The 22,257-nt window shown below is 67.2% G+C and carries 20 protein-coding genes; 6 read left to right on the top strand and 14 right to left on the bottom strand.

Features of this window, described 5'->3' with window-relative positions:
• Positions 1 to 5: 5 nt before the first annotated feature.
• Positions 6 to 620 (top strand): TetR/AcrR family transcriptional regulator, encoded by a 615-nt coding sequence (locus DYE23_RS10495; protein ID WP_011894962.1) that lies wholly within the window; start codon positions 6 to 8, stop codon positions 618 to 620.
• Here DYE23_RS10495 and DYE23_RS10490 read toward each other — a convergent pair.
• A complete protein-coding gene (locus DYE23_RS10490) occupies positions 613 to 1,761 on the bottom strand; it encodes a DUF1214 domain-containing protein (protein ID WP_115327178.1) in 1,149 nt (382 codons plus the stop codon). The genes DYE23_RS10495 and DYE23_RS10490 overlap by 8 nt on opposite strands.
• A 74-nt stretch (positions 1,762 to 1,835) precedes the next feature.
• On the opposite strand from DYE23_RS10490, the gene DYE23_RS10485 reads away from it, so the two are divergent.
• Positions 1,836 to 3,065: a sulfotransferase family protein gene (locus tag DYE23_RS10485; protein ID WP_115327177.1), complete on the top strand. Its 1,230-nt coding sequence runs from the start codon at positions 1,836 to 1,838 to the stop codon at positions 3,063 to 3,065.
• Here the strand turns inward: DYE23_RS10485 and DYE23_RS10480 are convergent.
• The gene (locus tag DYE23_RS10480; protein ID WP_115327176.1) at positions 3,041 to 4,231 is read right to left on the bottom strand and encodes a CaiB/BaiF CoA transferase family protein; all 1,191 of its coding nucleotides are present in this window, start codon (positions 4,229 to 4,231) and stop codon (positions 3,041 to 3,043) included. The two genes, DYE23_RS10485 and DYE23_RS10480, sit on opposite strands and share 25 nt — an antisense overlap.
• A gap of 94 nt (positions 4,232 to 4,325) precedes the next feature.
• Here DYE23_RS10480 and DYE23_RS10475 point away from each other — a divergent pair, with 94 nt between their 5' ends.
• From DYE23_RS10475 to DYE23_RS10460, 4 genes are all read left to right on the top strand, one after another.
• A complete protein-coding gene (locus DYE23_RS10475) occupies positions 4,326 to 5,474 on the top strand; it encodes a phosphotransferase (RefSeq protein ID WP_115327175.1) in 1,149 nt (382 codons plus the stop codon).
• Positions 5,475 to 5,567: 93 nt separating this feature from the next.
• Positions 5,568 to 6,110: a TetR/AcrR family transcriptional regulator gene (locus tag DYE23_RS10470; RefSeq protein ID WP_115327174.1), complete on the top strand. Its 543-nt coding sequence runs from the start codon at positions 5,568 to 5,570 to the stop codon at positions 6,108 to 6,110.
• Positions 6,111 to 6,156: 46 nt separating this feature from the next.
• The gene (locus tag DYE23_RS10465) at positions 6,157 to 7,644 is read left to right on the top strand and encodes an aldehyde dehydrogenase family protein (RefSeq protein WP_115327173.1); all 1,488 of its coding nucleotides are present in this window, start codon (positions 6,157 to 6,159) and stop codon (positions 7,642 to 7,644) included.
• A gap of 26 nt (positions 7,645 to 7,670) precedes the next feature.
• The gene (locus DYE23_RS10460; RefSeq protein ID WP_115328928.1) at positions 7,671 to 8,102 is read left to right on the top strand and encodes a nuclear transport factor 2 family protein; all 432 of its coding nucleotides are present in this window, start codon (positions 7,671 to 7,673) and stop codon (positions 8,100 to 8,102) included.
• Between the two features lie 4 nt (positions 8,103 to 8,106).
• On the opposite strand, the gene rlmN is transcribed toward DYE23_RS10460, so the two are convergent.
• The 12 genes from rlmN to DYE23_RS10400 form a co-directional block, all read right to left on the bottom strand.
• Positions 8,107 to 9,204, bottom strand: a complete 1,098-nt coding sequence (gene rlmN / locus DYE23_RS10455) for a dual-specificity RNA methyltransferase RlmN (protein ID WP_013472107.1) — start codon at positions 9,202 to 9,204, stop codon at positions 8,107 to 8,109.
• Positions 9,205 to 9,262: 58 nt separating this feature from the next.
• Positions 9,263 to 10,591, bottom strand: a complete 1,329-nt coding sequence (locus DYE23_RS10450) for an IS701 family transposase (protein ID WP_435404778.1) — start codon at positions 10,589 to 10,591, stop codon at positions 9,263 to 9,265.
• Between the two features lie 76 nt (positions 10,592 to 10,667).
• Positions 10,668 to 11,546: a phosphatidate cytidylyltransferase gene (locus DYE23_RS10445; protein ID WP_011894971.1), complete on the bottom strand. Its 879-nt coding sequence runs from the start codon at positions 11,544 to 11,546 to the stop codon at positions 10,668 to 10,670.
• 2 nt (positions 11,547 to 11,548) lie between these two features.
• Positions 11,549 to 12,106: a ribosome recycling factor gene (gene frr / locus DYE23_RS10440; protein ID WP_099961259.1), complete on the bottom strand. Its 558-nt coding sequence runs from the start codon at positions 12,104 to 12,106 to the stop codon at positions 11,549 to 11,551.
• Between the two features lie 31 nt (positions 12,107 to 12,137).
• Entirely contained in the window at positions 12,138 to 12,881 is a 744-nt protein-coding gene (pyrH, locus tag DYE23_RS10435; RefSeq protein ID WP_011894973.1) for a UMP kinase, read from the bottom strand.
• A 152-nt stretch (positions 12,882 to 13,033) separates the two neighbouring features.
• Complete coding sequence (locus tag DYE23_RS10430) at positions 13,034 to 14,098, bottom strand: IS110 family RNA-guided transposase (protein WP_011891451.1); 1,065 nt, start codon at positions 14,096 to 14,098, stop codon at positions 13,034 to 13,036.
• A gap of 479 nt (positions 14,099 to 14,577) precedes the next feature.
• A complete protein-coding gene (locus DYE23_RS10425; RefSeq protein ID WP_115327172.1) occupies positions 14,578 to 16,599 on the bottom strand; it encodes a primary-amine oxidase in 2,022 nt (673 codons plus the stop codon).
• On the bottom strand, positions 16,596 to 18,104 hold the full coding sequence (locus tag DYE23_RS10420; RefSeq protein ID WP_011894975.1) for an APC family permease: 1,509 nt from the start codon (positions 18,102 to 18,104) through the stop codon (positions 16,596 to 16,598). The genes DYE23_RS10425 and DYE23_RS10420 overlap by 4 nt, the downstream gene beginning before the upstream one ends.
• 26 nt (positions 18,105 to 18,130) lie before the next feature.
• A complete protein-coding gene (locus tag DYE23_RS10415; RefSeq protein WP_011894976.1) occupies positions 18,131 to 18,856 on the bottom strand; it encodes an ABC transporter ATP-binding protein in 726 nt (241 codons plus the stop codon).
• A 2-nt stretch (positions 18,857 to 18,858) separates the two neighbouring features.
• On the bottom strand, positions 18,859 to 19,428 hold the full coding sequence (locus tag DYE23_RS10410; RefSeq protein ID WP_115327171.1) for an FtsX-like permease family protein: 570 nt from the start codon (positions 19,426 to 19,428) through the stop codon (positions 18,859 to 18,861).
• The gene (locus tag DYE23_RS10405; RefSeq protein ID WP_115327170.1) at positions 19,425 to 20,600 is read right to left on the bottom strand and encodes an ABC transporter permease family protein; all 1,176 of its coding nucleotides are present in this window, start codon (positions 20,598 to 20,600) and stop codon (positions 19,425 to 19,427) included. Before DYE23_RS10405 ends, DYE23_RS10410 begins: the two co-directional genes overlap by 4 nt.
• A 249-nt stretch (positions 20,601 to 20,849) precedes the next feature.
• Positions 20,850 to 22,256: an amidase gene (locus DYE23_RS10400; protein ID WP_115327169.1), complete on the bottom strand. Its 1,407-nt coding sequence runs from the start codon at positions 22,254 to 22,256 to the stop codon at positions 20,850 to 20,852.
• Between the last annotated feature and the right edge of the window lies 1 nt (position 22,257).

The following is a 22,257-nucleotide window of genomic DNA, read 5'->3' as shown; positions in this document are numbered from 1 at the left end:
CCCCCATGGGGCGCAAGGGATGGGGCGGGGTCCCGCCCACCGATGACGCCGAAGCGCGTGACCGCATCCTGCGCGCCGCACTGGCCAGCATCGAGCGCCGGGGGCCGCGCCTGACCACGCTGACCGAGGTGGCCGCCGATCTCGGGATCACCCGACCCACCATCTATCGCCACTTCGGCTCCACCGACGAGCTGCTGGCCGCGGCGGCCGAAATCGCACTCGACCACTGGACGGCGCGGATCGGCCGGATGGCGGTCAGGCTCGAGGACGCCACCGACTTCCTCGTCGAAGCCGTCGCGTATCTGATCGAGAAGTTGCCCCACGAACCGCTGCTGGCGACGATGCTGGAAACCGACCGGACACGGGTGATGAGCCGTCAGATGGTGATGCCGGCCGCGGTGCGGCGCTCGCGCGAGATGCTCGAGAACACCCGAATCGACTGGGCATCAGCGGGTTTCGGCGGAAGCCGGATGGACGATCTGGTGGAGTTCCTGCTGCGGATGATCCAGTCCATGGTGATCGCACCGCCGGACCCGCCGCGTGATCCGGTCGCGCTGCGCGAGTACCTGCGGTTGTGGATCGGTCCTGCGATGGCAGCGGGCGCCGGCCCCGTCAGCTGACCGACACCGGTGCCTGTGCGACCGGCACCACCTCGGCGACCGGACGCTCAGGGAGGTCGTCACTGAGGAACCAGCGGAACGACATCAACCCCTCCGGGTGCCCCTTGGTCGACAGCGCGTTGGGATGAGCGAGCTGCTCGGTACTCACCACAATGGTGACCGAACCGTCGGAGTTCGGCACCGCCGATCCGGAATTGATTCCGGCCCTGCCGTATTCGACGTCGAGCGCGGCCATGTACTGATTCCACAGCGTCAGGTTCCAGAACCGGCACCTCGGGTGTGTCGAGGTGATCACCAGCGCCTCACCGGGTTCCAGCGAGAACCCACCGAGGCTGTAACACGCGTCCTGCATCGAGAAGCCGTGCGTCGCAGCGCCGGCACGGTACGGCGGAGCGAGGGTGTTCAGACTCAGCGACTGTCCGTCGGCCAGCTCCACAGGCTTGCGTTCGGCCAGGATCAGTGGGATCAGCGCATACATGTCCTGGGCGAACCGCAGCGTCGCGCGCAACGATCTCGCCACGTCGGCATCGGATTTCGCCGGCACGACCTCAAGGCCGGCGTGGTCGACGACCTCGATGTCCCACTCGACGCGGACCCCGGACTCGGGATGCTCGTGATAGTCACGGGTGATGATGCCGCGGGCATCGGGGGCGAGTTCGATGAAGGGACCGCCGTAGCCGTCGGGACGCCGCGGGCCGAGGACGCACGAGAAGCGGCCGTCCTCCCCGATCGGCATGTCGGTGTCGTAGAGCAGGCCGACGGTGCGGTTGGGCCACGCTCCGGGCTCGGGTTCGTTGTACACGGTGATCGAGTACATGACGCTGTCGTTCGGTGTACCGCTGACGCGGTAGGTGCGGCGCGGGTCGACGACCGCATACCCGTAGTAGCAGTCGGTGTTGTCTCCGCCCCAACGACGGTCGGGCCGGAAGGGAGTCAGCGTGTCGAGGAAACGCGGCGCCACCGGATCGGCGAAGAAGTGCATGTCCAGGGACAGGGCGAGCATCGTCGCGAGGTTCTGGTACCCCTCGGCGACCGCCGTCTGACCCCGCACCGCTTTCGGCCCGTCGAGGAACTGGTTGTCGAATTCGGCGAAGGCAGACAGTAATTCGCGCCATGCGGCCGCGCTCTCGGTGGAGGACATGGCAGCATGATATCGACAAATTTACAAAGCAACACTGCTTGTAAGTTCTGTAATGGTCGAGTAGCGTCCCCGCCGTGGCCGTGCACATCACCGATCTCGCCCGCCCGACGTTCACGCCGCAGGCGCAGGTGATCATCGACGGGATGGCCGCGATGGCGCCGTACTGCCCGCTGACCGCCGAGGCCCTGCACGAGCAGGCGTCCGCACAGACGGGCCTGACCGATTTCGGCGACCAGGGCTACCGGGAACGAATGTCGGTGCTGCTGCAGGCTTTCGAGGAGCTCCCCGGGCTGACGTCCTTCGGTCGGACGTATGCGTTCTCGTTGATGCTGACGTTCCTCAAAGGCCGGCTGCAGGTCGTCGACCATCTCAAACGCCATCCCGAGGTCTTCGACATCGACATCGCGGCGCCGATGATCATCGCGGGCCTGCCCCGGACCGGGACCACCCACCTGCACAGCATGCTCGCCGCCGACCCGGCGTTGCGCTCCCTCCCCTACTGGGAGGCCCAGGAGCCGCTGCCCCCGCCCGGCGAGGAGGGCACGATCGAGCCGCGCCGACAGCGCACCGGGGACGCGCTGAACATCTCCAACACCTTGATGCCGTATTTCCAGCTGATGCACGAGATGACCGTCGACCACATCCACGAGGACATCGGGTTGATGGTGCAGGACTTCTCCAGCGGGTTCTTCACCACGCTGACCCACCTGCCGCGGTGGTCGGACTACCTGCGCGACCACGACCAGACGCCGGGCTACCAGTTCCTCCGGATGATGCTGCAGGTGCTCTCCCACCAGGACGGCAGCACGCGCCGCTGGGTGCTCAAGAGCCCCCAGCATCTGGAACAGTTCGTGCCCATCATGAACGTGTTCCCGGACGCGACGTTCATCGTCACCCACCGCGATCCCGTCGACGTCTCGGTGTCGATGGCCACGATGATGACCTACACCATGCGGATGAGCGTCGACGAGGTCGACGTGCCGACAGTCGCCGGCTACTGGATCGACCGCATCGACAAGATGCTCTCGGCGTGCCTGCGCGATCACGACAAGCTGCCGGCCGAGCGCACCATCGACGTGCGCTTCGACGAGTTCATGGCCGACGATCTGGCGATGGTGCAACGGGTCTGGGACACCGCCGGATACACCCCGAGCGACGAATCCCGCGCCGCGGTCACCGAATACCTCGCCGGGCACACGAGGGGCCGGCTGGGCACGGTCGACTACCGGGCCGAGGATCTCGGTCTCGACAGGGACGAGTTGCGCAGGCGCTTCGCTCCCTACGTCGAGCGATTCGTGCGCTGAGCGAGCTCGGTGAGCACCTCCTCGGTGTGCGCCCCGAGTTCCGGTGCGCTGCAGCGTATCTGCGCCGGTGTGCCGTGAAAGTCCGCCGGTGTGGCCACCATCGGGACGGACCCGGCCTCGTCGTCGGGAACGTAGACGATCCCGCCCGCGGCGTGGAACTGCTCGTCGCCGATCACGTCCTCCATCGAGTTGATCGGCGACCAGAACAGATCGGGGTGCGCGGCGAACACCTCCGTCCACTCCGCCAGCGTTCTGCGGGCGAAGATGGCGTCGAGTTCGGCGATCAGCTCGGCGGCGTTGGCCGCCCGCGCCCGGCCCGTGGCGAAGCGTTCGTCGGTCGGCCAATCCGGCCGCTGCACAGCCGCGCACAGCGCGGGCCAGTGCCGATCCCCCTGCAGACCGACGAGCCAGAAGCGCTTGCCGTCGGCGGCGCTGTAGTTGTTCATGCACGGGTTGCCCATCACCTCACGCTGCCCGATCGCGATGGGATTGCCGGTGATCAGGAACGTGGTCAGGTCGAAGCTCACGGTGTAGGCGCCCTGCCGGTACAGCGACGTCGACACCAACTGCCCGGTTCCGGTGCGCGCCCGCGCGACCAGCGCGGCACAGATCGCGCCGGCCAGCGTCATCCCCGCCATGTGGTCGCCCATCCCGCCGCGCTGGAACGGAGGCACATCGCCGGGACGGGTGAGCAGATGGGCCAGGCCCGCCCGCGCCCAGAACGCCGCGACGTCGTAGGCCGGCCGGTCCGCGTCGGGCCCCTCGGTGCCGTAGCCGGTGATCAACCCGTAGACCAGCCGCGGGTTCGCCGCGGCCAGCGCCTCGAAATCCAGCCCGATGCGCCGGAGGCCGCCCACGCGGATGTTGGTCACGAAGACATCGGCCCCGTCGATCAGCTCGCGCGCGCTGCGTCGCCCGTCCGGTGACGCCAGGTCGAGCACGACGCTGCGCTTCCCGCGGTTGTCCATCTGGAACGGCGGGCTGACGTGATGTCGGTCCTGAGGGGGGATGCCGAGCATCCGCCCGAACGTGCGGGCCGGATCGCCGGTGGGCGGCTCGATCTTGACGACGTCGGCGCCCCAGTCCGCGAGGATGCCGCCGGCCGCGGGGCCCGCCACCCACACCCCGAGCTCGACGACCCTGACGCCCTCCAGCGGACCCGCCATACTTCGTCCTCTCCTGCCGAGAAGCGGGTCGGATCTTACAAATTCCCGCTATCTTGTAAACCTGTTGCCGCGTTTTCAAGCCTAGGAGGCTCGTGTGTCCGTCCTGTCCGAGCGGATCGCGTCCGCCGTGGGGCTCGCCTCGCATCTTGGTCGCGGCGTACGCCGAATCGGCACCGACACGCTCATCGGACGTCTGCTCCCCCTGCCCCGCACCATCGGCGACCTCGACCCCGCCGCGATGTCGTCGCTGATGGGCCGATCGGTCACCTCGGTGGCCGTACTCGACGGCGATGCCGGCACCTCGTCGCGAGCCCGACTGGCCCTGACCGGCGACGGCGTACCGGCGACCGTGTTCGTCAAGATGGCGGCCGAGACCGTCGCCACCCGGCTGATGGGTGAACTCGGCAACCTCGCCGACACCGAGACGCGGTTCTACAGCCATCTGTCGGCCGAACTGACCGGCGTGCCCCGCTGCCACGGGTCGCGCTTCGACCCCCGCACCGGGCGCTTCGTGCTGATCCTGGAGGATCTCGCCGATGCGTCGGCCGGTCCGTGCGAGTTCCCCGACACCCTCCACCCCATCGACGCCGACCGCGCCGCGCTCGTCGTCGAGCTCCTGGCCCGGCTGCACGCGACGTTCTGGGGCAGGCTGCCCGGGCGCCGGGGCGCCGGACCGTTGGGCTGGCTGTACTCCGCCTCGGAGGACAGCGCCTCGCTGCTCACCGCGCCGCTGCTGCGCACCTCCGCGCGCAGACTCGCCGAGCGCTCCGCGTTACCGGTCGCACGCGGCCGCTTCATCGACGAGAACTACCGGGCAGCCGCGGCGTTGATCGACCGCGGACCGCACACCGTCATGCACGGTGACGCCCACCCGGGCAATCTGTATTTTCGCGCCGGGCAGGCCGGGCTGCTGGACTGGCAGGCCGTCCGCCGCGGCCATCCCAGCCGTGAACTCGCCTACACGCTGACCACATCGATGACCGCCGAGAGGCGCCGGGAATCCCAACGCGAACTGCTGGAGGTGTACCGGCGTGCGCTGGCGGCCGGCGGCGGACCCGAGCTCGACCGCGACGACCTGTGGGACCGCTACCGACAGGCCGCCCTGTATCCGTACGTCGCGACGCTGATCACCGTCGGCATGGGAGGCATGCAGGTCGAGGACATCGCGATGAAGGGACTCGAACGTGCGCTGGAGGCGTTGGACGACCTTGAGACGGTCGCCCTGCTGGAGAAGAACCTGTGATCGCCTGTGTGATCAAGGACGCCCCGCGCGCCGCCCGCCCGAGGCTGCGTGGCGCTTTACGATCTACCTCGAACCCGTAAGTAAGGCCGGTACGTGAACCAACCTGCAGACGACGCCCAGACGCCCGACGACGTGTCGACGCGGCAGCGGATCCTCGCCGCGACCGCCGAAGTGCTCGGCCGCAGCGGCCAGACCAAGTTGAGCCTCTCGGAGGTTGCCCTGCAGGCCGGGGTCTCCCGCCCCACCCTGTACCGCTGGTTCGCCGACAAGCAGGCGCTGCTCGAGGCGTTCGGCGTCCACGAGCGCGAGATGTTCGAGACCGGCATCCTCAAGGCCACCGCGGGCCTGCGCGGCACCGAGCGCGTCGACGCCGCGATGCGCTTCATCGTCGAATATCAACAGTCCTATTCGGGCGTACGTCTCGTCGACATCGAACCCGAGGTCGTCATCTCCCGCCTCGCGCACATCATCCCGCTGATGCGCGCCCAGCTGGAGAAGCTGCTGCCCGGCGCGAACGGCGCCGTCAAGGCCGCCACCGCGGTCCGCGTCGCCGTCTGTCACTACATCGTGCGCGCCGACGACGACGACCAGTTCCTGGCACAGTTGCGCCATGCCGTCGGAATTAAGACCAGCTAAGCGAAAACACGTGACACTCGGCTGAAAACTTGTAAAGCTGTCATCCATGACGACAGCGGAGACAGAGACCGGGGTACTTGCGGGCGACGAGCGCATGCTCATCGACGGGGAATTGCAAAACACCGGCAGCGGAGCCACATTCGATGTGATCCATCCCGCCAGCGAGCAGGTGGCCGGCGTGGCGACCGACGGGACGGTCGACGACATGTCCCGTGCGGTCGGTGCGGCACGTCGGGCTTTCGACACCACCGACTGGTCGCGCGATCTGGACTTCCGGTACCACTGCCTGACCCAGCTGCACGAGGCGCTGGAGCGCAACAAGGAGCGGCTGCGTCGGATCCTGATCACCGAGGTCGGCTGCCCGGTCAGCGTCACGGGAAGCCAGATCGAGAGCCCGATCGAGGAAGTCAGACACTGGGCCGAGCACGGCAGGAACTTCGACTATCTGGTGGACAACGGCGTCCACGACACCCCGCTGGGTCCGGCGCGGCGCAAGATCCACTACGAGGCCGTCGGCGTCGTAGGCGCGATCACCCCGTGGAACGTGCCGTTCTACCTCAACATCGCCGAGACGGTGCCCGCGCTGATGGCCGGCAATACCGTCGTGCTCAAGCCGGCCCAGCTGACCCCGTGGTCGGGTAGCGAGTACGGCCGCATCGTCGCCGAGGAGACCGACATCCCCGCCGGGGTGTTCAACGTGGTCGTCTCCAACGCCAACGAGGTGGGCGCCGCGTTGTCGTCGGACCCGCGGGTGGACATGATCACGTTCACCGGCTCGACGGCCACCGGCCGGGCGATCCTGGCCGCCGGAGCCTCGACGGTGAAGAAGACGCTGCTCGAACTCGGCGGCAAGTCCGCGCACATCGTGCTCGACGACGCCGACTTCAACAGCGCCCTGTCGATGGCCGCGATGATGGCGTGTGTGATGTCGGGACAGAGCTGCATCCTGCCGAGTCGGATCCTGTTGCCGCGCAGCCGGTATGACGAGGGCATCGAGATCCTCAAGAACATGATGGAGAACTTCCCCGTCGGCGACCCGTGGACACCGGGCATCATGCAGGGACCCCAGATCAGCGACACCCAGCGCCAGAAGGTGCTCGGCCTGATCAAATCCGGTATCGATTCGGGCGCCCGACTGGTCACCGGCGGCGGGATCCCGGAGAACCTGCCCGTCGGCTACTACACCCAGCCCACGCTGCTCGCCGACGTCGACCCCGATTCGCAGGTGGCGCAGGAGGAGATCTTCGGGCCCGTCCTGACGGTCACGCCGTACGACACCGACGAGGACGCCGTCGCGATCGCCAACAACAGCATCTACGGCCTCTCCGGTGAAGTCAGCGGCGGCGATCTGGAGCGCGCGTTCGCCGTCGCGACGCGGATGCGGACCGGCAACGTGACCATCAACGGCAAGAGCCACTTCGGTATCGGATCCCCGTTCGGCGGCACCAAGCAGAGCGGCCTGGGCTACCGAAACGGCGAAGAGGGTTACAAGGAGTACCTGGACGCCAAGACGATCGGCATGCCCGACCAGTGAGGGAGCTTGCGAGCGAACGACAGATGATGAGCGAGCCGGGGTTCGCCGACGAACTGGAGATCCACGCGCTGCTGTACCGCTACGCCCGGGCCGTCGACACCAAGGACTGGGACCTGTATCGCTCAGTGTTCACCGAGGACGCGCACATCGACTACTCGTCGGCCGGCATCCCGCCGGGATCGCGGGACGAGATCGCCGACCTGTTCAGCGCGGCGTTCGAGGCGATTCCATGGACGATGCACTACATCACCAATATCGAGGTGCTCGAACGCGGTTCCGACACCGCGAGTGTCCGCGCGATGTTCTACAACCCGATGCAGTTACCCGGCATGGCCGAGCAGAGTTCCTGCGGCGGGTACTACCACCATGAGCTCGTGCGGACCTCGGACGGCTGGCGCAGCCGTCATCTGCGCGAGGACAACGTGTGGTTCGTGAACCGTCCGGGCGGACCGTCCTAGAGGCTCAGCCCTGCGCGGCCAATTGGCCACAGGCGGCGGCGATTTCGCGGCCGCGGGTGTCACGTACCGTGCAGGACACACCTTTGGCGCGGACCCGGCGGACGAACTCGCGCTCGACCGGTTTGGGACTCGCGTCCCACTCGCTGCCCGGCGTCGGGTTGAGCGGGATCAGGTTGACGTGCACCAGCGGTCCGAGTTTGGCGTGCAGCTTCCTGCCGAGAAGATCGGCGCGCCACGGCTGGTCGTTCACATCGCGGATCAACGCGTATTCGATCGAGACCCGGCGGCCGGTCAGGTCGGCGTAATAGCGCGCTGCGTCGAGGACTTCGTCGACCTTCCAGCGGTTGTTCACCGGCACCAGTGTGTCGCGCAGTTCGTCGTCGGGCGTGTGCAGCGACACGGCCAGCGTGACGTTGAGTTTCTCGTCGGCCAGCTTGCGGATCGCCGGTGCCAGTCCGACGGTCGACACCGTCACCGACCGCGCGGAGATACCGAAGCCATGAGGAGATGATGCGGTGATCCTTCGGACCGCCGCGACCACGCGGTTGTAGTTGGCGAGCGGCTCCCCCATGCCCATGAAGACGATGTTCGACAGCCGGCCCCCGTCGCGATCACGCAGCTCGGCGCTCGCGAAGCGGACCTGCTCCAGGATCTCGGCGGTGGACAGGTTCCGCTTCAGACCGCCCTGGCCGGTCGCGCAGAACGGGCAGGCCATCCCGCACCCGGCCTGTGACGAGATGCACACGGTGTTGCGGTCGGGATAGCGCATCAGCACCGACTCGAACGTCGTCTTGTCGACCGCACGCCACAGCACCTTGCGCGTCTCGCCGCGGTCGCATTCGATCTCGCGGGCGGTTTCCAGCAGCGCCGGGAACAGCGCGGCCGCCACCTGGTCCCGCACACCGGCGGGAAGGTCGGTCATCTGCGACGGATCGGAGATCAACCGACCGAAGTACTGGTTGGCCAGCTGTTTTCCGCGGAATGCGGGCAGTCCGAGATCGGCGACGGCTGCGGCGCGCTCGGTGTCGGCGAGGTCGGCGAAATGCCGCGGCGGCAGCGCGCGACGCGGGGCATCGAAGACCAGAGGAAGAGGATCAGGCATGACTGCGCTCCAGTATCCCCCGAGGCCGGGCGGCTAGTACTACAGCCGTAGATAGCGTTCATTGTTGTTGATGTTGTTTGCGGTAATGGTAGGTGCGGGCTCTCGTTTGATGTCGTCGCCGCCAGGTGGACCAGGCGAGGACGTCGGCAACCGCGTGTAGCGGCTGCAATACCAGGGCGATGAAGAGTCTGCGGAATTCATTGACTGTCAACGTGATCAGTGTCTGGCCGGTCTGGTCGTCGGGTTCGTCGCTGCGCCGTTGAGCGGCGGTCGTGACGACGAGGAAGGCATGGGCAAGCATGGATAGGGTGACCCAGCGGTGCCAAGAGGTCCAGGTCCGTACCTGGTGCTCGTCGAGCCCGGCCAGGCCCTTGCCGGCTTGAAACGATTCCTCGACCTTCCAGCGCCGCCCGGCGACCCGTACGTAGTCGGCCAGGGTGACCGGATTGGGGCTGTAGCAGCGGTAATAGGCCAATTCAGCGGTCTTGTCGTTGCGGCGCACCAGCAGGTGATGGTGGCCGGGCTCGGCGTCGGTGATTTCGACCAACGTCCAGGAGTACCAGCGTTGGCCCTTGGCGCCGGTTCCGGCGCTGACGCGCCGCCAGGCCCGCCGCGGCAGAGACCGGGCAAGCTCGTCTACTCGCTGGCTGCCCGTACTGGTGGTGACGGTGCGATTGGACCCGACGGCCAGCACATAGCCCAGCCCCTGGGCGGCGATCGCGGCGCGCAGGTCGGGGTCGGCGCCGTAGACCTCGTCGCCGGTGGCCCATCGCGCAGGGACTCCGGCGGCCACAGCACGAGTGATCATCCGCTCGGCCAGCGCAGGTTTGGTGGCGAACTCGACATCGGTGGGCACCCCGGCGCACTGACGGCGTTCCGAGTCGTCGATCCACGACTTCGGCAGGTATAGCTCGCGGTCCACCAGTGCGTGACTGTTGGGCCCCGCATAGGCCAAATACACAGCGACTTGGGCGTTTTCGATCCTGCCCGCGGTACCGGTGTACTGGCGCTGAGTCCCGACGGTATGAGTGCCCTTCTTCACGTCTCCAGTCTCATCGACGATCAGGATCGCCTCGTCATCGCCGAGGTGGTCGACCACGTAGGCGCGAAGATCATCACGCACTCCCTCGGCGTCCCACTTCGCCCGCGCCAGCAGATGCTGCATCCGGTCCGGGCTGCTGTGGCCGCAACGCTCGGCCAGCGTCCAACAGTTCTTACGGTCAATGTCACAGACCAACCCGAGCATCAACGCGCCGGCGTTGCGCAGCGGCTCGCACCGAGCGAACCGTGACGCGACCCGATCCAGCACCTCATCAAAGCCACTTCGCCACCGATCAACGTCTACCCTGTAAGCCGCGGCGACCGCGGCATCATCGTTAGTTCTCACAAACTCCGAACGATGCCGCGGTCACCCAATCCAGCAAGGCAAACACGCCGACGAGCAACGATCTACGGCTGTAGTACTAGGCCAACAGCGTCAGGACGATCCAGGTCGCGACCGCCGACGGCAGCGCCGCGTCGATACGGTCCATCATGCCGCCGTGGCCCGGCAGCAGGTTGCTCATGTCCTTGATGCCGAGGTCGCGTTTGAACTGCGATTCCACCAGGTCACCCAGCGTGCCCGTGATAACCAGCATCAGGCCCAGCGCCACGCCGGCCCACCACGGCTTGTCGAGCAGGAACACCACGGCGAGCACCGACGCGGTGACGCCGAAGAGCAGCGAACCGGCCAGTCCCTCCCAGGACTTCTTGGGGCTGATCGCCGGGGCCATCGTGTGCCTGCCGAACAGCACGCCCGCGACGTAGCCGCCGATGTCGGAGAACACGACGCCGAGCATCAGGCAGAACACCCGGTTGGCGCCGTCGTCGGGGTAGATCAGCAGCGCGCCGAAACTGGCGAACAGCGGCACCCAGGTCGCCAGGAACACCGTCGCACCGATGTCGCGCGTGTAGTTCTGCGGGGCGTGGTTGAGGCCGTGGCCGACGAGGCGCCAGATCATGCAGACCACCACGGTGGCCGCGAAGCCGCCCAGCGCACCGGAGGGCCCGAACGGCCACGTCAGCCACAGGGTGGCCTGGCCACCGACCAGCAGCGGCACGAACGGGATTCGGTAGCCGGCCTCGCCGAGGCGACTGCTGACCTCGTAGGTGGCCATCGCCACCGCGGCTGAGAGCAGCGCGAGCCACAGGTACGGCGCGAAGATCAGAATCGCGATCAGGCCGCCGCCGAGCAGGACGCCCACGGCGATCGCGGCGGGCAGGTTGCGTCCTGCGCGTGACGATTTCTTCGGCGGCTCGTCGACCGGCTGAGGTCCCACGGGAGTCGAGTGCTGGTCGGTCATGATCAGACCTCCAGCAGCTCGCCTTCCTTGTGCTTGACCAGATCGTCGACCTGGCTGGTGTACTGGTGGGTGCTCTTGTCCAGATCCTTCTCGGCGCGGGTGACGTCGTCCTCGCCGGCGTCGCCGTCCTTCTTGATCCGCGCGAGCTCCTCCATCGCCTTGCGGCGGATGTTGCGGATGGAGACCTTGGCGTCCTCCCCCTTGGACTTGGCCTGCTTGACCAGGTCCCGGCGCCGTTCCTCGGTGAGCTGCGGAATGGACACCCGGATGATGTTGCCGTCGTTGGTCGGGTTGACGCCGAGGTCCGAGTTGCGGATCGCGTCCTCGATGGGGCGCAGCTGGCCGGCCTCGTAGGGCTTGATCACGACCATGCGCGCCTCCGGCACGTTGATGCTCGAGAGCTGGGTGATCGGGGTCGAGGCACCGTAGTAGTCGATGTGGATCCGGTTGAACATGCCGGGGTTCGCGCGGCCGGTACGAATCGACGCCAGGTCGTCCCGTGCCACCGACACGGCCTTCTCCATCTTCTCCTCGGCATCGAAGAGGGTTTCGTCGATCACAGTCCAGTCTCCCGTCGCTGTCGCCCGCCGGTCACGTGGTGACCAGCGTTCCGATCCTCTCACCTGCGACCGCACGGGCGATATTCCCGTCGGTGAGCAGGTTGAACACCAGAATCGGCATTCCGTTGTCCATGCACAAGCTGAAGGCCGTCGCATCGGCGACCTTGAGGCCGCGGTCGATGACCTCGCGGTGGCTGATCGCGGTGAGCATCTCGGCGGCCGGGTTCAGCCGCGGGTCGTCGGTGTAGATGCCGTCGACGGCCTTGGCCATCAGGACCACCTCGGCGCCGATCTCCAGGGCGCGCTGCGCGGCAGTCGTGTCGGTCGAGAAGTACGGAAGGCCCATGCCCGCGCCGAAGATGACGACGCGGCCCTTCTCCAGATGACGGACGGCCCGCAGCGGAATGTAGGGTTCGGCGACCTGCCCCATCGTGATGGCGGTCTGCACCCTGGTGTCGATCCCTTCCTTCTGCAGGAAATCCTGCAGCGCAAGGCTGTTCATCACCGTGCCGAGCATGCCCATGTAGTCCGACCGGGTGCGTTCCATCCCCCGCTGCTGCAACTGGGCGCCGCGGAAGAAGTTCCCGCCGCCGATCACCACGGCCACCTGCGCGCCGCTGCGGACGACCTCGGCGATCTGGCGCGCCACCAGCGCGACCACATCGGGATCGAGTCCGACCTGTCCGCCGCCGAACATCTCTCCACCCAGCTTGAGCAGGACCCTGGTGTAGGCGCGCCTGCTCTCGGGGGTCTGGTCGGTCACTGGGTCCGCCATCGGGCTCCTTCCGGTCCGCGCACGAGGTATGCCATCGACGCAGTTGCCATCACGCGCAGTCGCCCCAATCCTGCCAAACTCGGCGGTCCCCGCTGGCGAATGGGTGCGGTTGCCCGGCGAACCTCGCCCCGCGAGCGCGCATTGCTCCTATGTCAAGCAGCGGTTTGTGCGTTGTTGTGGGGCTTTGTCTTGCGGGTGTTTTCGTCAGTGTGTAGGTGGCGGTAGACGATGCGGGCGAGTTGGCGTTTGAGGCATCGGAGGGCTTCTTTGGTGGCTTTGCCCTCAGCGAGGCGTTTGCGGTAGTAGCGCTGGCCGGCGCTGTCGGTGAGCCGGATCTGGGTGATCGCGATGCGGTGTAAAGCGGCGTTGAGTTGACGGTTGCCTGAGCGGCTCAACCGCACCCGGCCAGCGGTGTTACCTGACCACACTGGGATGGGTGCGGTGCCGGTGTGGCGGGCGAAGGCGGCTTCGCTACGGAACCGGCTGACGGTGGCGGTCTCGCCGAGGATCTTGGCGGCGGTCAGTTCCCCGCAGCCGGGCAGCGCCAGCAGCGTGGGGGCGACCTCGCGCACACGCTCACCGATGCGGGCAGCGACAGCGTTGATCGCCTCGCTGAGGCGCACAATGTCGGCGAGTTCGTCGCGGGCCAGCTCGGAGAGAATCCCAGTCTGGGTGTTCAGCCAGGCGGCCAAGGTGGCGCACGGTGTAGGTCGGTGCAGTGATCCGGGGTTGGGTTCGGCGGCGGGGTCGAGTTCGTGGACGCGTTGGCGGAGCCGGTTGATCGTCGAAGTGCGCTGGGCGACAAGGTCTTCCCGGCGATCAGTTAACAGCTTGAGTTCCCGGGAGACCTCGTCGTGGGCGGCCACCGGCAGGTCGGGATGACGCAACACCGCGTGCGCCACGGCCAACGCGTCGATGGGATCAGACTTGCCCCGAGTGCGGGCACACGCCCGGGATTGGGACATCAGTTTCGGGGCGACCCGCACCGCGGACTGGGCCATCCCGAGCAGGTCGATTTCCAGTCGTGCCGAGAGGTTGCGACAGTCCTCGATACCCCACAACAACTCGTCTCCGAACTGCTCGCGGGCCCAGGCCACCGCCGTGCGGTGCCCGGCGGTCGTGGCGGGCACGACCTTTTCGCCGAGCTTTCGTCCGACTTCGTCGACAGCGACGAAGGTGTGGGTGCGCTTGTGGACATCGGTACCAACGATCACCATGGACGGTGCCTTCTTTCATCGAAAAGGGATGAGGTGAAGGTCGGGCCGGCCGGCAAGACATATCTCAGTGGGGGCGGTGCCACGCTCCTATCAGGTCATTTGCCGGTCGGTCCTTCCCACCTGATGCCGGCACAACGCGCGAATGCCACAAAGGCAGTGTCTACAAGAGCCAGACACCAGGTGGAAAGACCCAACCACCGCAACAGCGGCACGTCCACCATCACACTGAGTGTCCGCACGCCGACACGCCGCGATCCGTGGCATTCAGCGCGCGCTCGTCGCCACCCACTGACACGTTTGCCCCGCGTGTCTCGTCGTCAGGCGAGACCGAAGGGCAGCCACGGAGCACGCCTGGTCGCCCTGCTCTCGACGGGCGGCGAGAGGCGCGCCTTCACCCCCGGCGAGCGCGCGCGAAGTGCACGCGCTAACCGGCGTGTTGCCGGGCAGACACGCGCGCTCGCCGAACAAGGGGCGGGAGGTCAGGACTCCAGCGCGCGTTCGGCCACGGGCAGCCCCGCGCGGGTGGCATGGCACGCCTTCGGCGGCGACGGCGGCAGGTCCAGGGCCGGGTTTCCGTCGAAGAAGCCGATCGGCTTCAGGTGGAAGCCGGTGTAGGCGCACGGCATCACCGGCCAGTCCTCGGGTCGCACCACGTGGTGGGCACCGAGGGTGTACCAGAGCACGACGTCGCTGTCCTCCAGCGGTTCGTCACCGGCCACGAACTCCGGAAGGCCCTGGGTGTCGGCCGACTGGTACATGTAGTCGCCGGCGGCGAACTTCTCGGCGGGGTCGTACCTGGTGACCCACAGGTTGTGCTGCAGGAACCGCGCCCGGTCGTAGATGTAGGACCCCTCCTGCACCATCACCGGGACGACGTCCTTGGGGACCAGCTTGTAGGCCACCGGGATTCCGAGCTCGTTGCGCCTGGACGGGTTGGCGATCTTCCAGTAGCGGCCCGTGGACCAGTTCCAGTCGCGTGCCCCGTCCGACTCGGATGCCACCAATGTGTCCCGGGTGATCCAGGCGTTGCGGTGCGGGTTGCGCGCCGGGTCGGGTTCCGGTATCGAATCCACTTCGTAGACACTGTTTCCCGGGCCGTCGACGCTCATGTCCAGCCGGAAGTTGAAGAAGTGCTGATGGTTGGGCCCGTAGATGCCGGGCGCGACCATCTTGCCCCAGCGCGGTTGTTCGCCCGGCGCCATCTCGACCGCGCCGGTGGTCAGCACACCCGAGAGCTTGACCTCGACCTCGATCGACGCGTCGTTGTAGAAGTACCAGAAGAAGCCGTACTCGTAGTTGCCGACGGTGCAGATCATCGAGATCACCAGCCGTCGCGACCTGCGCACCTCGACCTCCTCGGTGCGGAAGTCGGTGTGCTTCCAGGAGATCCCGAAGTCCTCTTCGTGCATACAGATCGCGTTGGGGATGGTGACGGCGTTGCCGGCGGAGTCGTTGACCGTGCCGTCGAAGTAGTGGATCTCGCCGAGACAGTCGCACCCCAGCGTCAGCGGGTTCGCGGAGAACCCCACGCCGACCTCGCCCATGTCGAAGACGTTCTTGTTCCAGTGCGTGGGTGCGGAGTCGCCGTAGGGCACCACCATCTCCGAGAGCGAGGCGCGGTACAGGACGGGCCGGGTCTCGCCGCGGTCGGTGTAGGTGACCTCGTGCAGCGTGATGCCCTCGCGCGGATTGAACCCGATACGCAGAGACCATTTCTGCCACTTCACGTTCCAGCCGTCGACGGTGAAGCTCGGGCCGTCTGGCTGGGTGATCTCGATCGGCTTGACGTCATCGCGGAACGCGGTGAACGCCGGCCGGTTGTTCGGGTCGAACATGAACGCTTCGCTGTAGTTGCCCGCCGTCGGAGGCAACGGCACGACGCCGTGGTCCTCGACGTCGATCACCGCCATCGCGTCGAGGTCGAACGTGACGATCAACCCCTCGACCGGTCGCGCGTACCCGTGTTCGGAGGGAGCGGCCCGCATGAATGTCAGCGGGCGGCACACCAGTGGCGAGTTGTCGTAATGGTCCTGCGCCCCGTAATAGCCTGCGGGCCAGGGGTCGATCATCGCGAGGCTGAAGTCGGTGACGCCGCGCCTGCGCATCGCCTCCTGCCATCGCGGATCCTCGCGGACCTTCTCCTCGACGCCGGTCATGTGCTCGACCAGATACGACGGGAACCGTCCCGGGATCGGCGTCCAGCTCTCGATGAGACCGGCCCTCAGATCGACGACGGCCTCGTAGATCATCTTGGCCGCCGCGTCGTACATCGTCAGGAACGCACACCGCGGGGTGTCGGGGGCGTCGGCGAACGTCAGCGACGGCGTCTTGGCGGGCTCGGCCAACTGGATCATCACGAATTTCAAGGTCGGGGTGGCGTAGTCGGAAGCCCTCACCACGGCGGCAGCCGACTCGATCTCCGCTGCGGTCAGCGGGTCGAGCGGGTAGGGGGCGAGGCCTGCGGCCGGGTCCGCACCGATGCGGGTGTCCTCCATGGTCATTTCGTCGGTTCCTCTTCCTTGTTGGTGAGATCGAAGACGGCGAGATGGGCCAGCGAATCCTCCTGGCTCACCTTGTGCGCGGAGCGGCGCCCGAAGATGTAGACGGTGAGGCCGAGGGCGAACATGCCGAGGCTGATGCTGCCGACCCAGGTCATCCACGTCGACGACGGGACATCGATCCACGGCGTCACGAACGAGTAGTAGATGCCGCCGGCGGTGGCCAGCGAACCGACGACGACGGTGGTCCAGACACCGGCCATGCCGCCCGGGATACGCCAGAACTGTTCGCTCTCATAGCGATCCGCATACTTCTTACGCGCCACGACGACCGGGATCAGGAAGAAGAACCCGGACAGCAACCAGACGGTGCTCAGGCCGCCCTGCAGGTACACGGTGACGTTGGCCATGCTGCTCTGCGAGTACAGCCCGACCAGGATCAGCGACGAGATCACGCCCTGGATCAGGATGGCGGTCACGGGATTTCGTGTGCGCGGGTTGAGGTGGGTGAAGATCCGCGGGAGATGGCGTTCCAGACCGGACACGAAGATCAGCCGGGAGTAGGCGACCTGATAGGTCATCAGGGCGACGATCACGATGAAGGCCAGCACGACGGCACCGATCTCCATCAGGCCGGGAAACCCGGCGACGTCCAGCATCCCGATCACCCCGGTCACCGGGTCGATCTGGTCACCGGGCAGCGCCATCATGGTCCCGAGCGTGGTGAGCAGGTAGATCGCCACCAGTGCGGCCGATCCCCAGAGGATCATCTTCGGACCGCTCTTGCGCACGGACAGGAACTCCGCGCCCATGTTGTACGGGGTCTCCACCCCGAGCAGGTAGAGCAGCACCGTGCCGTACAGGAACCCGGCCACCGCGAAGTTCGGGATGGTCGCCTCGGCCCAGCTGAACGGCGTCGCGGAGCCGTTCTCGACCGCGAACATCAAACCCGAGATGAAGATCGTCAGCGTCAGGACGCCGTAGACGACGAAGACGACGTTCATGATCTTCTGATTGGCGGCGAGTTTCGCCAGCGCCAGACCGATGACGGTCCACAGGATCACGAGCTGCAGAATGATGCTGGTGGTGAGTCCGAGCTCGGCGTGGAACGCGAGCAGCAGCAGCTGCAGCACCACCGCGGGCGAGGACGCCGCGTTGAGGATCACCGGCACCCAGGACAGGTATCCGCCGATGAACCCCCAGGTCTCGCCCATGGTGCGGGTGGCCCAGATGTACACGCCACCCTGGCCCGGCCACAGGTTGCCGAGTTCGACGACGGCCATGCCCGCGGGCACCAGGAAGGTGAGGATGCCGAGCACCCACATGGGGATCGCGGTCCAGCCGCCACCGGCCATCACCGACGAGCCGGTGATCCAGCAGATGATGAACACGTACGCGGCGGTGAGGCCGAACGTCGTCATGACCTTCGGCAGAATCTGTTCGGGCACCAGCTCGGTGGTCATGAGCTTGTCACGCCCGGCGGACGGCGAAGGCTCCGTTTGTGTCATTTCGTCTCTCCCACTATGGTTTTCGATCAGTTGACGATCTGTCCGTCTTTCATCCGGACGACACGGCTCGCTTCGTCGGCCACCGTGGGGTCGTGGGTGCTGGCGACCACGGTGACGCCCATGGTCGAGCACAGGTCGCGCAGCATGCGCACCACCGTCTCCCCCGTGCGGTGGTCGAGATTGGCGGTGGGCTCGTCGGCCAGGACCAGGGCCGGGTTGCTGATCAGCGAGCGCGCGATCGCGGTGCGCTGCTGCTCACCACCGGACATCCTGGTCGGTTGGTGATTGATGCGGTGTCCGAGACCCACCAGCTCCAGCAGTTCGATCGCGCGCTTGCGCAGCGCCTTTCGGTCGTACGGCTCGAACATCAACGGCAACTCGACGTTCTCCACCGCCGACAGGAACGGGATCAGGTTGTAGCTCTGGAAGATGAAGCCGATGGTGTCGTGCCGGAGCGCGGCATACTGACTCTCGGTCAGCGTCGCGGTGTCGGTGCCCGCGATGCGGACGTTGCCCTTGGTGGGACGGTCGAGGCCTCCGATGATGTTCAGCAGGGTGGACTTGCCGCTGCCGCTGGGACCCATCAGGCAGACGAATTCCCCTGGCATCACCGTCAGTTCGGCGGCCATCAGCGCCTTGACGACCTCGTCGCCGAGTTTGTGCAGTTTCCACACATCGGAGATCTCGATCACGGGCGCCGGGTCGGCGACGGGACCTGTTGGGGTGTCGGGGGTTTCGTCGACGACGGTCATGGTCAGGCTCCTGACGCGAGAGATTGGACGGGCGGGCGCGACGCGGCCTTCCAGGTCGGTACCACGCTGGTGGCCACTGCGGCGGCCACGCTCACGACGACGGCGATGCCCGAGCCCGCCGCAAGGCCGGCGGACGAGACCCCCGTGGCGACCAGACCGGCGATACCCAGCACGATGCCGGTCACGACTGCGAGCAGTACTCCGGCGAGTGCACCGAGGACAGCGGCAAGGAGCGGCTCGACCAGCAGCGCAGCCACCACCGGCACCCGGGGAACGCCGTTGGCCGCCAGCACCCCGAGCTCGCGGGTCCGGTGTGCGACTGTGCGGGTGGTCACGACAGCGACTTCGGCGACACCGACCAGCAGCACGGTGACCGCGATGAGCACCACGGCGCGGCCGATTTCGTCGGCGTAGCCGAGTGATTCCGACTGCTCCCTGATGCCCGCGGACATGCCGAAGACCAGAACGACAAGGTACGCACCGGTTGCCGTGGTGATCGCCGGCAGCACCATCTCCCGGACCCGGCGTCTCGCGGCGAGCCAGCCGTAGGCCAGAACCTTTTGCGTGCTCATCTGTCCCCCAGCAGCGAGACGGGGCGCTGTTGCAGCAGCCGGTGAACGGGGACCAGCGCTCCGACAATCGCCATGGCCGGCAGGAACATCGCCGTCAACGCCGCTCCCTGCAACCACGACGCCACCGAGGCGATGCCCGGGATCACCACGGCCACAGCGATTCCCGCGGCAGTGACGCCGACCAGGTATGCGGTCAGAAAGATGACCGCAGATTCGACGAGGAAGAAGTACAGCACCTCGTCGGCCAGGCCTATACTGGACATGATGCCGAATTCGCGGCGCCGTTCGGTCACCGCCGCCAGGAACGACGACACGGCGATGACGAAACCCAGGCCCAGTCCCATGGTCGAGATCAGTCCGAGCGTCGAACTCGTCACCTTGCCGGAGAACAGCGCCGAGTACTTCTGTTCGAAGGTCAACGGCCCCGAACCGCCGACGGTGTCGTAGATCAGGCCCGCACCGTCGCCGTCCGGGCGGACCGCCGGGTCCGGGGTGAACGGCAGACCGACCGCGGCGGCGAAGGCCGCACCGAGGTCCCGACGGTGCTCACCGCCCGGCGGCGCGTTCACCAACCACCAGCCGCGCTCGCCGACCAGCGATCTGGCGAGTGCAGTCTGCACCGTGAGCGACTGCCCCGCGGCTTCTACCGACACCTGCAGCCGCTGCCCGCCGACCGTCACGGTCCCACCGTCGACGACAGCAAGCCTTTCGGCCAACGCGTGGCCCACAGTTGCTGTCCCCGAAGCGATCTCGTCGCTGCCGCGTAACGACACGCCTTCACCGTCGATGTCGACCAGACCCGAGAGGACGCGGGTGGCGGTCCATCCGCCCGGAATCGAGATCTCGGGTGCGTCTCCGTCGGCGACCAGCGCACCGGCCTGCGCGTCGTAATGGACACCGGCAGCGGGCACCACCCACAACGCCGCGGATCCGAGCACGTCGGCGACCGATTCCTCACCCGTGGCGGCGAAACTCGCCGATATCGTCCGCACGACGGTCACACACGCGATCGCCAGCGCGATACCGAGCACGGCCAATACGAAGCGCTCCGGGCGGCGGCGAATGTTCGCCAGGGCGAACCGGATCAGGCACGTCACCGTGTTTCCTGACCCCGCCGCCGGCTGCGGCGCGCGAATTGCCGTGGGCACGTTGCCGACCCGACTGGTCTCCACGAGATGCGATGGTGCGAGGGCAAGGTTTCGTGAGCGGGAGCGCGCGGTCTCGCCCGCGTTAACACGGACGGCCACCGGTTACGTCGTGATGTCGTGCAGAAAGTTCGGCGCCCAAACGGCGTTAATTTCGAAGCAGTTAATTTAGGCTGAGGTCGTCAACCGGCAATGCACCGGACGGGGGCATCTGCGCCGCGAACCGCGCCCTGCGGCCTGACCCCCACGGGCCGCAGGGCGCTCCGCACGACTGTGTCAGGCCGCGAGCCGCGGCCACGGTTGCGCGGCTTCGAGCTCGAAGGCCAGCTCGAGCAGGCGGGTCTCGTGGCCGACGGGCGCCGCGAACATCAGACCGATCGGCAGACCCGTCGCGGATTGCGCGAGCGGCAACGAGATCGCCGGCTCGCCCGTGGCGTTCTGCAGGGGCGTGAACGCCACCCACTCGATGAGGCGGTCGATGATCTGTTCGTAGGACGCCGTCGGATCCAGGTGGCCGATCGGCGGTGTGGTCTCGGCGAGCGTCGGTGTCAGCAGCGCGTCGTAGGTGCCGTAGAGGCTTGCGGTGATCCGCCGGGTCCGGGCCAGTCGCGCGGTCGCGGCGGGCACGCGGTGGAGGTTGCGCGCGGCGTGCCTCTCCAGTCCGAGGGTGAGGTTGTCGAGTCGGGTGCGCTCGAAGCTCGCCCCGAAGGTGCGGCGTCCGCCCCGCACCAGAGCGAAGGCCAGGAACGACCAATACAGCACGAAGTCATCGATGAAGTTCTTCGGCACCGGGTTGTCGATCACGGTGATCCGGTGGCCGAGGCCCTCCAGCAGCGCCGCGGTCGCCAGTGTCGCGTCGCGCACTTCGGCGCTCGCCTCCCGGATGATCGACTGCGTGCACACCGCGATGTGCAGGCGTCGCACACCCGGACCGGTCACGTCGCCGATCGGGGGCAGCTTGGGGCCGGCGGAGATCTTCTCCATCTCGCGGTAGAACGCGGCGGTGTCGCGCACCGAGCGCGTCACCACGCCGTTGGCGACGATGCGCAGCGGCATCTGCCGCATGTCGCGGTCCAGCGGCAGCCGTCCTCGCGACGGCTTGAGCCCGACCAGCCCGTTGCACGATGCCGGGATCCTGATCGAACCACCGCCGTCGTTGGCGTGCGCGATCGGGACGACGCCTGCGGCGACGAACGCCCCCGAGCCCGAGGACGAGGCGCCGGCGGTGTGGTCGGTGTTCCAGGGGTTGCGCACGGCACCGAGTCTCGGATGTTCCGCCGCAGCACTGAATCCGAACTCCGACATCTGCGTCTTGCCCACGGGCACCAGGCCGGTGGCCAGATATGCGCGCGCGAAATCTCCGTGGGCGGCCGCCGGGGACGGCGCCCAGGCATCTGTGCCGTTCATCGTCGGCATCCCCGCCACCGCGACGTTGTCCTTGAGGAAGGACGGCACCCCGTCGAAGAAACCGCCGTAGCGGCGGTGCTGCGCGGCGCGAGCCCGGGCGCCGTCGTAGGCGGCGTGCGCGAGCCCGTTCAGGTGCGGGTCGACCTTCTCCAGACGCGCGATCGCGGCGTCGAGCAGTTCAGTCGGCGAGACCGTACCGGCGCGCAGCGCCTCGACCAGTCCGACGGCATCGGAATCTGCGAGGGCGTCGTCGCCGAACGCAGCAATACGTTCCATG

Origin of the sequence: Mycolicibacterium gilvum (assembly GCF_900454025.1) — a bacterium.
Taxonomy (GTDB): domain Bacteria; phylum Actinomycetota; class Actinomycetes; order Mycobacteriales; family Mycobacteriaceae; genus Mycobacterium; species Mycobacterium gilvum.
The sequence above is the reverse complement of the archived record's forward strand: the minus strand, read 5'-3'. Positions and strand labels throughout refer to the sequence as shown.